Below are 12,317 nucleotides of genomic sequence, written 5' to 3'. Positions count from 1 at the left end.
GGAGGTGATGTCGGGTGACGCAACGTGAATGGGTCGAGAAAGACTTCTACAAGGAGCTCGGCATCTCCTCCACCGCGACCCAAGACGAGATCAAGAAGGCCGCGCGCAAGCTGCTGGCCGAGAATCACCCGGACCGCAACCCGGGTAACCAGGCCGCCGAAGATCGGTACAAGGCCGTCAGCGAGGCCAAGGATGTGCTGTCGGACACGGCCAAGCGCAAGGAGTACGACGAGACCCGTCGGCTCTTCGCCGGTGGCGGGTACGGACGGCGATTTGGCGACAACGGATTTGGCAGTGGCGGTGGATTTGGCGGTGGCAGCAACAACAGCGCCGAGTTCAACCTGAATGACCTCTTCGGCAATGCCGACACCTCCGGTGGAGGCGGAATCGGAGACTTGTTCGGTGGCCTGTTCGGCCAGCGTGCGCAGCCGCGTGCCAGTCGTCCGCGCCGCGGAAACGATCTGGAGACCGAAACCCAGCTCGACTTCGTCGAGGCGTGCAAGGGCGTGTCGGTTCCGCTGCGGCTCACCAGTCCGGCGCCATGCACCACCTGCCACGGCAGCGGTGCTCGCCCCGGCACCAGCCCGAAGGTCTGCGGCGCGTGCAACGGCAGCGGAGTCATCAATCGCAACCAGGGTGCCTTCGGGTTCTCCGAACCATGCGCCGATTGCCGCGGCACGGGCTCGATCATCGAGAACCCCTGCACGGACTGCCAGGGCACCGGGGTGACCACCCGAACCCGCACCATCACCGTGCGGATTCCGCCGGGAGTCGACGACGGACAACGTATTCGGCTGGCCGGACAGGGTGAGGCCGGTCTGCGCGGCGCTCCTTCCGGCGACCTGTACGTCACCGTGCATGTGCGGCCCGACAAGGTTTTCACCCGCGATGGGGATGATCTGACCCTCACCGTTCCGGTGAGTTTCACCGAATTGGCTTTGGGTGCCACGGTTTCCGTCCCCACATTGGAAGGCCGTGTCGGGGTGAAGGTGCCTGCGGGCACCTCCGACGGGCGCATCCTGCGGGTGCGTGGTCGCGGTATCCCCAAGCGTGCGGGCGGTAACGGCGATCTGCTGGTCACTGTCAAGGTCGCGGTGCCCTCGAAGCTGGAAGACAGTGCCCTGGAGGCATTGCAGCGTTACCAGGTGGCCGAGAAAGCGAGCGGATTCGATCCGCGGGCCGGCTGGGCGGGTGCGCGATGACGTCCCGCCGCCAGCCCGAGCGGGGTGCTCGCACCTTCCTGATCTCCGTGGCCGCCGAGCTTGCCGGAATGCACGCGCAGACGCTGCGCACCTACGACCGGCTTGGGCTGGTCAGCCCCGAGCGCACGAGTGGTGGCGGTCGGCGCTACTCGCAGCGTGATGTGGATCTGCTGCGCGAAGTGCAGCGCCTGTCACAGGACGAGGGCGTCAATCTCGCTGGTATCAAGCGGGTTATCGAACTGGCCAACCAGGTAGAGGCCCTGCAGGCCAAGGTGTCCGAATTGGCGGCCGAGGTAGCCCAGCTGCGCGCGGCGACATCAGGTCGCGAGGTCGCGATCATTCCGAAGAGCACGGCTGTGGTCGTCTGGCAGCCGCGTCGGCAACGCTAGACCGGGTCGTGCTGAATTCTGGAGGCATCGGCCCCCTTTGAGACCAGTGCCTCCTTGGTGGCCTGGATCATCGATGCCGAGCCGCCGAGCAGAATCTGGCGATCACCCCAACCTCCATAGGCGGTCACTACCTCGGAGAGCAGCCCCGTCTGGCGGACATGGAGACCGCGGGGCGGTGTCGGATCGTGGTATTCGTTGGCCCAGTCCGGGTTTCGTGAGTACTCGGTGACTGGTGTGACCGACAGCCACGGATTCGTCGAGGCGATGTGCCACAGCGTCCACAGGTCATAGAGTTCCTGCGGATAGCGTGCCCCATAAAACAGGTGAACCCGTGGATTCTCGGCCCACTGGGACAGCTCCATGATGAGGCACCGCAGCGGTGCGATACCGGTGCTGCCCGCCACCATCAGCACGTCTCCACCGTCACGGTTCACCGACAGTGCGCCGAGCGGCGGCGAAATCCGCCAGGTGTCGCCCACCTTCGTCTTGTTGACCATATCGCCGCTGACAAGTCCGCCGGGTACGGCCTTGACGTGAAATTCGATGTATCCCTCGGGGTCTGGTGGAATAGCCAAGCTGAGATAGCGCCAGTTCCGCGGACTCTGCGGCACCTGTACATGGACGTACTGCCCGCAGTGGTAGTTCATCGGCGCGTTGAGTTTTAGCCTGATCAAGGCGAGATCTCTTGAGGTTCGGTGGTATTCGATGACCTTCCCGTCCCACCAAGGCTGGCCGCTATCCGAGGCCGCGGCGCTGCGCATCACCTCGATCATCACCGTGTAGACCTCGGTGGCGGTGGCCTCCATCCGCTGGTCCCAAATTGGTTGCAACACCTCGCGTGTGGTGTCGAGCAGGGCCTGGCGCATGGTGCCGTATTGGCTGTCGGTGGCCCCGAACTTCCGATGGTCGCGACCTAACTGGGCCAGGAAGTTGACCAGGCCTTCGGTGCGGTACGCCGCCATCTCCCAGAGTACGAACTGCAGTGCCTGACGGAAATGCGCGCGTTGCGATGACATGTCGGCGGGAAAGAGATCGCCGACGGTGGGGTCGGTGGCGAACCAGCGGCTATAGAAACTTCTGACAAGTTTGTCTCCCGATAGCTCGACCCCACCGACCAAGTCGTGCAGCGCTTCGACGTCCTCAAGGCCCACGAGCTTCCGTTGCCTCACCTTTCCGGGGTCCTGCCTACCGAGACGCCAGTCTAGGAGGGAAGTTCCCGGCCCGTCTGGGACTGCGTGAGGTCAGATCGAAAAGAGAGCAGTTCCGCACCGCAGCAATCATGTGCTGGGAATCGCCGACTCTGCACGCTTTTGCGACTACAGGACCGGTGGAGTGCGCGGTTGTGGTGTTTGCCGGTATCGGTTGGTGCAGGTGTACGGGGAATCACGAAATTCGTGTCGGCACCTCGGGTGGAGCTAGATCAGCTCCGGGTTCCCGTTCGGATGCAAGCAGTCCGCAACGACCAACGACGACGCGCATCGCGCGTTTTGCGAGTTCATGCAGAACTACGTGCTGGCGCTCCTGCGATACGCCCTCAAGATCGGTCCGCTGGTTGCGCTCACCAGGGAGCAGCTGGTCGCCATCTTGGCTCCGACCGTCGACCGGCACCTTACGGCCGATGCTTCCGAATTAGGTTTGCTTAGCTAATCGATTCAATTGGGCGCTCGCCAGCTCCGTGGAGTACAAAGGTGTCACCACCGACATTGGAGCGAGCGCTGTGGGCGATTTACCCGATCCGACGGACGTTGTCGCCGATTTCTTCTACCCACACTCGCCCGAACGGGTGTGGAGTGTCTTGGTCGACCCCGATGTCATGGGGGATTGGTTCGTCGAACAGGTCGGGTTCCGTCCGGTGGCGGGTACGCGGTACCGGCTCATGGATCTTCCGGTGCCGATTGCCAACTATTCCGGGAACATCGCCTGTGAGGTCTTGGTGGCTACGCCGAACGAAATGCTGGCGATTTTGTGGTGGGACACGAAAGTTCCCGCCCCCGTGGCCTGGCGAACCTCATGGACACTGAGCGCGGTGCCGAACGGAACCAGGGTGGTTTTGAGCCGGCCGGCATTCAGTAGTGATGACCTTGCTGTGCGGCGGATGGCGGCCCTCTCTGATCGATTCTGGCCGACTGCGATGACCAAGTTCGGGCGTCTCATCGATCGTGCAGCGGCTATCCCCACCGATGGCGGCGCCATCGAACCCTCCTCCGGCCCGAGTTTGCCTGGCTAACAGATGAGAACACGGCGGTGACCCAGATTGATGGGGTATGAAAGATAACCCAATCAATCTGGAGAGTGCTGTGCCCGACGACGTGAACGACATCGCCACCATCATCCTGGATCAGTTCTATCCGCATCCGCCCGCGCGAGTGTGGGCCGTGATGGCGTGTCCCGATGCCATGGAGGAATGGTTGATGGATCCGATTGGATTTCGGCCGCAGGTGGGCACCAGGTTCCGTTTCAATGCGTTTCCCTTGCCCATGGCCGACTTCTCGGGCGCGCTGTCCTGTGAGGTGCTCGCGGCTACCCCAAGTAGGGTGCTGTCGATCCGCTGGTGGGATATGAAGTCGTCGAAGCAGACGGAGTGGACGGTGACGTGGACACTGCACGAGGTTCCCGGCGGCACCATGGTCACGTTGCGTCACGACGGGTTCGATATGAGCGATTCCGCCTCGCGCATCTATCGGATGATTTCCGAGCGTGGCTGGCCCGGAACGATGGGCAAGCTCGGGCGATGTATCGACAGTGCGCCGTCCCGCCGGGATTGGCCTCCGCACTGTCTGGTCACTGATGTATCCGCCTGATCGCCCACGCAGATCACGTATCTGCGGTATCTCAGGGGTATGACCGCGTCGCGGGACGACCTGACATCGGTGACGGTTGGGCAGTTCTTCCCGTATCCGGCCGAGCAGGTGTGGCGCGTCATCACGTCGGCCGCCTCGATCTCTGATTGGACCACCGACATCGGCGAGGACTCGGTGGCGGCCGGTAAGTCCTTCACGTTCACCACCTTCCCGATGCCGGAGGTGAATTTCGGCGGGCGCGGTGAGTGCGAGTTCACCGACGTCGTGCCTGGTGAACGCATGGTCTATCGATTCTCCACGCCGGAGGACTCCTGGGATTTGCGCGTCACGTGGACGCTCCATCCCGAGCCGGGAGGGACGCGATTACTGGTTGTGCACAGTGGATTTGACCTCGCCAATCCAGCTCACGGGCGCCTTCGCGTTCTGGTTCGGGATATCTGGGCATTGGTCATGTCGCGCATCGAAGAGCTGTTGATTGTTCCGGAGCCGGGTGAGGATCCCCCGCCCGATGACGCGACGGCATTCAGCCTGGGCGAGTTCTATCGCCACTCATCGCGCACTGTGTGGCAGGTCATTACCTCGAAGGAGTTTGTCGGCGACCTGGTGAACGACCACGATGTGGTGTCGGTGGAAACCGGTGGCCGGCTGTCCATAACCACCTATCCGATTCCGCTTCTGGGATTCGCCGGAAGGGTGGATATGGAATTTCTGCAGGTGCGTGAGCCCGAGCTCATCGTGTCCACCTTCACGATCCCGATCCTGGGCGGAATCACCGCTCTGCGCATGACGTGGCGACTGATTCCCCGGATTGGTGGCACCCAGCTGTGGTTCACCTTGAGTGGATTCGATCCCCAGTCCCCCCTTAATCGCCAGCTCCGATCGGTTCTGCGCGGCGGGGTCCTTCCGGTGTTGTCGCGAGTCGGCGAGCTGCTGGAGGGTCGCGGCCACCGCGTGTGATTCCGGATTTAGTTCAGAGTGCCCGTAGGTGTGATGAGCTAGACACAGCACCGCGAAAATTCTCAAAGTTGAGCGGAACAGACTCAAGGCTGACGACGTTGGAACTACTGACAAGCATTTCTCTCAACCCAACGGAGGTGTTGTGGACTCGTTCAATCCGACCACCAAAACCCAGGCCGCGCTGACAGCTGCCCTCCAGGCAGCGACCACAGCGGGCAATCCTGAAATCCGTCCCGCACACCTGCTGGTGGCGCTGCTGAGCCAGACCGATGGCATCGCCGCGCCACTGCTGCAGGCTGTGGGCGTCGACTCAGCGACCGTGCGCAACGAGGCGCAGGCCATTGCCGACCGGCTACCCCAGGTCAGCAACGCCAGCGCCAACCCGCAGCTCTCGCGTGACTCCATCGCTGCGATCACCACGGCACAGCAGCTCGCCACCGAGCTCAACGACGACTACGTATCCACCGAGCACCTGCTCGTGGGCCTGGCTAGCGGTGACTCCGATATCGCCAAGTTGCTCGCCAACAACGGCGCCACGCCGAACGCGCTGCGCGATGCCTTTGTGCAGGTGCGCGGGAGCGGGCGGGTGACCAGCGCCGAGCCCGAAGCGACATTCCAGGCCTTGGAGAAGTACTCCACCGACCTGACTGCTCTGGCCCGCGAGGGCAAACTCGACCCGGTCATCGGTCGTGATACCGAGATCCGCCGCGTCGTGCAGGTTCTCAGTCGACGGACCAAGAACAATCCGGTGTTGATCGGCGAGCCGGGTGTCGGTAAGACCGCCATCGTCGAGGGACTGGCGCAGCGCATCATCGCCGGCGACGTGCCCGAAAGCCTGCGCGGCAAGACCGTGGTATCGCTGGACCTAGGCTCGATGGTCGCCGGCGCCAAGTACCGGGGCGAGTTCGAGGAACGCCTCAAGGCGGTCCTGGATGAGATCAAGAACTCTGCGGGACAATTGGTTACGTTCATCGACGAGCTGCACACGATCGTGGGTGCGGGCGCGACCGGCGAGTCGGCGATGGACGCCGGCAACATGATCAAGCCCATGCTCGCCCGCGGTGAGCTGCGGTTGGTCGGCGCCACCACTCTCGATGAGTACCGCAAGTACATCGAGAAGGACGCTGCCCTGGAGCGCAGGTTCCAGCAGGTCCTGGTGGGCGAGCCCTCGGTGGAGGACACCGTCGGCATTCTGCGCGGCATCAAGGAGCGCTACGAGATCCACCATGGCGTGCGGATCACCGACTCCGCGCTGGTGGCGGCCGCCACCCTGTCCGACCGGTACATCACCTCGCGCTTCCTGCCGGACAAGGCCATCGACCTGGTCGACGAGGCCGCGTCCCGTCTGCGGATGGAAATCGATTCGCGCCCTGTCGAAATCGATCAGGTCGAGCGCGTCGTGCGCCGTCTCGAGATCGAAGAGATGGCGCTGTCCAAGGAAGACGACGAGGCCTCCAAGCAACGCCTGGTGAAGCTGCGTGAAGAGCTGGCTGACAAAAAGGAGCGTCTCGCGGAGCTCACCGCTCGCTGGCAGAACGAGAAGAACGCCATCGACGTGGTCCGCGATCTCAAGGAGCAGTTGGAAACCCTCAAGGGTGAATCCGATCGCGCCGAGCGCGACGGCGATCTGGGTAAGGCCGCGGAGCTGCGCTACGGGCGCATCCCCGACCTGGAGAAGCAACTAGAGGCCGCGCTTCCCGGAGTCCAGGCGCGCGAAAGCGTCATGCTCAAGGAAGAGGTGGGACCGGACGATGTCGCCGACGTGGTGTCGGCCTGGACCGGTATCCCGGCCGGGCGGCTCCTGGAGGGCGAGACCGCCAAGCTGCTGCGCATGGAAGACGTGCTGGGGGCGCGGGTCGTCGGACAGGCAAAGGCCGTCGAGGCGGTTTCGGATGCGGTGCGCCGTGCCCGGGCCGGTGTCGCCGACCCCAACCGGCCCACCGGTTCGTTCCTGTTCCTGGGGCCCACCGGCGTGGGTAAGACCGAGCTGGCCAAGGCCCTCGCGGACTTCCTGTTCGATGACGAGCACGCCATGGTGCGCATCGACATGTCCGAGTACGGCGAAAAGCACTCGGTGGCAAGGCTTGTCGGTGCCCCGCCCGGATACGTCGGATACGACGCCGGCGGTCAGCTGACCGAGGCGGTGCGGCGACGCCCGTACACAGTGGTGCTGTTCGACGAAGTGGAGAAGGCGCACCCGGACGTATTCGACGTGCTGCTGCAGGTGCTCGACGAGGGACGTCTCACCGACGGTCAGGGACGCACGGTGGACTTCCGGAACACCATCTTGATCCTCACGTCAAACCTGGGGGCCGGTGGCTCCGAAGAGCAGGTGATGGCCGCGGTGCGTGCCAAGTTCAAGCCGGAGTTCATCAACCGGCTCGACGACGTGCTCATCTTCGAGCCGCTCAACCCCGAAGAGCTGGTGCGGATCGTCGACATCCAGCTGGAACAGCTGCAGAAGCGGCTGGCCCAGCGGCGGCTGACACTCGAGGTGTCCGGACCCGCCAAGAATTGGCTGGCCCAGCGCGGATTCGACCCGATCTACGGGGCGCGTCCGTTGCGGCGCCTGGTGCAACAGGCGATCGGCGACAAGCTGGCCAAGCAGCTGCTGGCCGGTGAGGTGCACGACGGCGACGTCGTTCCGGTGAACGTGAGCGCCGACGGCGACTCGCTCATCCTGGGCTGACGCCTCAACAGGAACCGCGAGTGTGCGCTCACTGCGAGATTTCGACGGATATCTCCCCGTGAGCGCACACTCGCGGCGCTGTTCGGCCCATCACGGACCGGTAACTCTCGGTCACGATCCGAGCGCTCCGCGCGGTAGTTGGGCCGGTACCGGTTAGGCTGTCGCGGATGGCTCTACTTTGGTTCACGCTGTCCGCACTTTGCTTCGTCTGTGCGGGCGTGCTGCTGTACGTCGATATCGGCCGCCGCCGCGGCCGCGGACACCGCCGGAAGGCCTGGGCGCGATCTCACGGCTTCGACTACATGTCGCAGGACAAAGAGATCGTCAAGCGCTGGAACCGCGGCGTGATGTCGAGCGCGGGAGCGGCCGCGGCCGCCAACGTGGTGCTCGGGCAGATCCGCGGCGAGGCCGTCTACGTCTTCGACCTGGAGGATGTCGCGACCATCATTGCGCTGCACCGCAAGGTGGGCACCAATGTCATGGTGGACCTGCGGCTCAAGGTGATGCAGGAACCCCGCGAATCCGATATCTGGCTGCTGGGCGCCATCGGCCCGCGCATGGTCTACTCCACCAACCTGGATGCCGCCCGTAGGGCTTGCGACCGGCGCATGGTCACCTTCGCCCACACGGCGACCGAGACGGCGGAGGTGTTGTGGAACGAACAACACTGGACGCTGGCCGCGCTGCCGATCAACAGCAACCGTGAGCAGTGGGACGAGGGCCTCAAGGCCGTCCGCCAGTTCAACGACCTGCTGCGGGTGCTGCCCCCGTCCGGGGAGTCGGCGCCTTCGCCCATCCAGGCCGCGGAGCGACCCAGCCGGCCCGTCGGCAGCAGTTCCGCGCCCGCCGGAGACCGGCAGCCCGCCCCCGTGGGTCAGGGCAGTCAGCCGCACGTCCGTTAGGAACGCCGCCAGAGCTGGTTCATCGGCAGCGGCCACCAGAACTTCTTGTCGAGGATTACCGCCAGTGTCGGCACCGTGAAGGTGCGCACCACGAACGTGTCGATGATCAAGCCCATCCCGATCGTCGAACCCATTTGTGCGATGTTGACCAGACTCGACCCCATCATGGCGAACTGTGTCATCGCGAACACCAGTCCCGCCGTGGTCACCACGCCGCCGGTGCCGGCGATGGCCCGGACGACCCCCGTGCGGATGCCGGCGCTCATCTCTTCTTTGAAGCGCGATGCGACTAGCAGGTTGTAGTCGGCGCCTACCGATATGAGGATCGCGAACACCGCGACCGGTACCGACCAGTGCAGCTGAATGCCGAGCACATGCTGCCAGATCACCAGGGCCAGCCCGAGGGTGGATGCGAAGGACACCAAGACCGAGCCGATAACGATCAACGAAGCCACCAGCCCGCGCAGCAGAAGCAGCACCACGGTGAAGATCACTGTCAGGCAGCCGATCATGATCAGCTTCTCGTCGCGGTCGAGCATCACCCGCATATCGCCGATCAGGGCTGCCGGCCCGGCGATTTCGATCACGCTGCCCTCCAGACGAGTGCCCTTGAGCGCGTACTTCATCTCGTGCGCCAGGTCTCGGACGCGCTGGATGCCCTCGTCGCCGTAGCTGCTCCCGCTGCCGATGACGATCATGCGGGTGGTGGTGCCGTCCTCGGAGAACATCATCTTCAGGTATGGCTTGAATCGCGGGTCCGAGAGCATCTGTGCGGGGAAGTAAAAGTAGTCTCCGGTACCGGCGCTGCTTCGGCCGAGGTCCTGCATGAGCGAGGTCATGGTGTCGATCTGCGACATCATCTGGGTCATCTGCTCGTTGGTCTCGGTCATCAAATCCTGCATCGAGGACATGGACTCGACCATGCGCGGCATCGTGCGCGCGGCCTGGGTCAAGCCCCCGGTCATGGAACCCGAAGTGCTGACGAGGCTGCGCATCTGGTCGGTGACGCTCGACATGTTCTCGAAGTTGGACAAGGTCGATTGCGCACCTACGCACATCGGATCGGCGGCACAGTTGGGTTGGGCACGCACTGCTTCACGAACGGGTCCCATTGCCGAATTAATCTGTGACTTAAGCTGATTCAGGCTGGATTGGATGGGTTGGGCGGCGGCACTGAATTGCTTGGCACCCTGCTGCGCGGTCCGCAAGGTGCCCTGCAGGCCTTGGAGCGTACTCATCATCGAGTTCATGTCGTTGGTCATGGTGTGCATCCGCTGCTGCCGTTGTTCCATGACAATCTTGTTCTGCGACATCATCGTTCCGGCCATCCTCACGCTGTACATGAGTGAGGTTTGATCCATCGGCATGCCGGTGGGCCGGGTGATCCACTGCACCGATGCCACACTGTCCAGCTTGGTGATCTGTTGTGCGGCCTTCTCCAGGAGTCCGATATTGGCCGAGGTGCGCAGGTCTTCCGGAGCCCGGATCAAGATCATGTCGGGGTTCATCTGTCCCGCGGGAAAGTGTTCCTGAATCGCGTTCATACCGGCCGCGCTGGGCATGTCCTTCGGGATGAACTGCAGTTCGTCGTAGTTGAACGAGGCGCTGGGGATCACCATCATGAGCAGGATCAAGGCGGTGAAGGTCGTGATGAATATCGGTTTGGGCCAACGCGCCACCCGGATGCCGACCCGGCGCCACAGTCGAGTCGACCGGATGGTCGATCTGGGCTCGAACCAGCCGAATCTGCGAGCCCCGATGAGCAGTGCACCGGGCGTCACTGTCACCGCGGACAGCACGGTGAAGATCATCGTGATGGCCCCCGGTAGACCCATGGATTTCATCATGTCCAGTTGCGCGAATGACATGCAGGACAACGCACCTGCGACAGTCAGCCCGGACGCGATCACGACCGGTGCCACCCCCCGGTAACTGGCGCGGAACGCATCGTCGACGCTGAGGCCGGCACGCCTGCCCTCTTGATAGCGGCCGATGAAGAAGATGGAGTAGTCGGTGCCGGCGCCCAGCGCCAGCGCGCCCATCAACGCGTTGGTCATCATGGATGTCGGAATCAGCCCTGCCAAGGTGAGGAAGCTGGTCACCGGGGTCGCGATACCGACGGCAACGCCCACGGTGATCAGTGGCAGGAACGCGACCACCAGCGAGCGGTAGACCAAAAGCAACAGACCGCCCACCAGCACGAGCGACAGCCCTCCGATGATCACGACATCTCGCATCATCGTGTTGATCTGGTCTGCGGCGGCCTGGCTCGTTCCGGTGGCATAGATGGTGGTGCCTGGTGGCTTCGCGATGTTATCGATGATGTGTTGCACGGCCTTTGCGGATTCCATGGCCTTGGGTCCGCCGATCTCCCCGGCCAGCTGCAGCTGGGCGAGCGCCACCTTCTTATCCGGGCTTTCGGATGCGGTGGCGAATTGCGGATCGGACCACATGTCCATACCCGGTTCGACGTGCGCGGTATCGGCTCGCAGCTCCTTCATCAGTTGGGCACGAAACTGGCGATCCTCCTCGGTGAATGGCTGGTCCTTGACGACGACGACCGCGGCGGTGTTGTTCGACTCGGACTCCCCGAACGCCTTGGCCATGTGTTTGAGGGCCGCGGCGGATTGGGTGTTGGTCGGCATCATGGGGCTGCCGTGGGTCAGGGCGAGTTCTTCGAGGTTGGGTGCCGATGCCATCAGACCGCCGGCCACCATCATCAGGAGCCCGACGATCACCGCGGCATGTCTGCTGATGACACCGGCGAAGCGTCCGAATATGGGGCTGTCGTGCATCAGTGGCCGCCTTGTGGTTCGAGTTTCTGAAATGCGACGAGATTGCAGCTCACCGAGGGGGTGCGGCCGGCGTCGGTCTTCTCGTCGGCCACCGTGCCGTCGACGGTGATGCGACAGGTGACGGTGTCGGTCGATATCGCGGTCACGCCCGCCGCGAATCCCAGGTCGCTGGTGGTCAAGCTGGTGCGCCAGGGTGCGGGGCCGTTGAAGAGCTTGGACTGGCCCTTCTCGTCGAGGTAGGACACCGTGACGGGTTGGCCATTACTGGACACCTCGTAGCTCACCGTCTTCGGCTGGCTGAGCGACATGGCGCTGATGGCCTGCGCGGTCGGGGTGACCTCTGGGGTAGGCAGTGCAACCTTCGGGGCGGTGGTTATGTAGGTGCCCGCGGCGATCCACAATGCGATGAGTACCGGGTAAATCCAGCGCTGACGCGCGATGAGCCGCACCACTAGCCGGTCAAACATTTTGCGATGCTAGCAACGCTTGTTCGCGCAAGCGGCAGATTCCGGACAATTTGTACTAGTAACTTTTAGTACCGGTTATACGGTCGGTGAGAGGTATGCGGCCAGCCGGTACGCT

The 12,317-nt window shown here is 63.5% G+C and carries 11 protein-coding genes; 8 read left to right on the top strand and 3 right to left on the bottom strand.

Going from position 1 to position 12,317, the window contains the following annotated elements:
* Positions 1-14 precede the first annotated feature (14 nt).
* Together dnaJ and DSM43276_RS20835 are read left to right on the top strand one after the other, a co-directional pair.
* The gene (dnaJ, locus tag DSM43276_RS20840; RefSeq protein WP_078326054.1) at positions 15-1,202 is read left to right on the top strand and encodes a molecular chaperone DnaJ; all 1,188 of its coding nucleotides are present in this window, start codon (positions 15-17) and stop codon (positions 1,200-1,202) included.
* Complete coding sequence (locus DSM43276_RS20835) at positions 1,199-1,591, top strand: heat shock protein transcriptional repressor HspR (RefSeq protein ID WP_078328226.1); 393 nt, start codon at positions 1,199-1,201, stop codon at positions 1,589-1,591. Before dnaJ ends, DSM43276_RS20835 begins: the two co-directional genes overlap by 4 nt.
* Here the strand turns inward: DSM43276_RS20835 and DSM43276_RS20830 are convergent.
* A complete protein-coding gene (locus DSM43276_RS20830) occupies positions 1,588-2,742 on the bottom strand; it encodes an FAD-binding oxidoreductase (RefSeq protein WP_078328225.1) in 1,155 nt (384 codons plus the stop codon). The two genes, DSM43276_RS20835 and DSM43276_RS20830, sit on opposite strands and share 4 nt — an antisense overlap.
* Positions 2,743-3,088: 346 nt before the next feature.
* Between DSM43276_RS20830 and DSM43276_RS23645 the strand changes: the two genes are divergently transcribed.
* From DSM43276_RS23645 to ttfA, 6 genes are all read left to right on the top strand, one after another.
* The gene (locus DSM43276_RS23645; protein ID WP_157896016.1) at positions 3,089-3,238 is read left to right on the top strand and encodes a TetR/AcrR family transcriptional regulator; all 150 of its coding nucleotides are present in this window, start codon (positions 3,089-3,091) and stop codon (positions 3,236-3,238) included.
* Positions 3,239-3,308: 70 nt separating this feature from the next.
* The gene (locus tag DSM43276_RS20825; RefSeq protein ID WP_234802944.1) at positions 3,309-3,818 is read left to right on the top strand and encodes an SRPBCC family protein; all 510 of its coding nucleotides are present in this window, start codon (positions 3,309-3,311) and stop codon (positions 3,816-3,818) included.
* A 37-nt stretch (positions 3,819-3,855) separates the two neighbouring features.
* Positions 3,856-4,392, top strand: coding sequence for an SRPBCC family protein (locus DSM43276_RS20820; protein WP_078328224.1), 537 nt, complete (start codon positions 3,856-3,858; stop codon positions 4,390-4,392).
* Positions 4,393-4,431: 39 nt separating this feature from the next.
* Positions 4,432-5,349: an SRPBCC family protein gene (locus DSM43276_RS20815; protein ID WP_078328223.1), complete on the top strand. Its 918-nt coding sequence runs from the start codon at positions 4,432-4,434 to the stop codon at positions 5,347-5,349.
* A gap of 142 nt (positions 5,350-5,491) precedes the next feature.
* Positions 5,492-8,038, top strand: a complete 2,547-nt coding sequence (clpB, locus tag DSM43276_RS20810) for an ATP-dependent chaperone ClpB (RefSeq protein ID WP_078328222.1) — start codon at positions 5,492-5,494, stop codon at positions 8,036-8,038.
* A gap of 167 nt (positions 8,039-8,205) precedes the next feature.
* Positions 8,206-8,940: a trehalose monomycolate transport factor TtfA gene (gene ttfA, locus DSM43276_RS20805; protein ID WP_078328221.1), complete on the top strand. Its 735-nt coding sequence runs from the start codon at positions 8,206-8,208 to the stop codon at positions 8,938-8,940.
* Here the strand turns inward: ttfA and DSM43276_RS20800 are convergent.
* Positions 8,937-11,735: an MMPL/RND family transporter gene (locus DSM43276_RS20800; protein ID WP_078328220.1), complete on the bottom strand. Its 2,799-nt coding sequence runs from the start codon at positions 11,733-11,735 to the stop codon at positions 8,937-8,939. The two genes, ttfA and DSM43276_RS20800, sit on opposite strands and share 4 nt — an antisense overlap.
* On the bottom strand, positions 11,735-12,202 hold the full coding sequence (locus DSM43276_RS20795) for an MmpS family transport accessory protein (protein ID WP_078328219.1): 468 nt from the start codon (positions 12,200-12,202) through the stop codon (positions 11,735-11,737). The genes DSM43276_RS20800 and DSM43276_RS20795 overlap by 1 nt, the downstream gene beginning before the upstream one ends.
* Between the last annotated feature and the right edge of the window lie 115 nt (positions 12,203-12,317).

Source organism: Mycobacteroides salmoniphilum (assembly GCF_004924335.1).
GTDB lineage: Bacteria > Actinomycetota > Actinomycetes > Mycobacteriales > Mycobacteriaceae > Mycobacterium > Mycobacterium salmoniphilum.
Note: the sequence above shows the minus strand (reverse complement) of the source record. Positions and strands in the feature narration are given on the sequence as shown.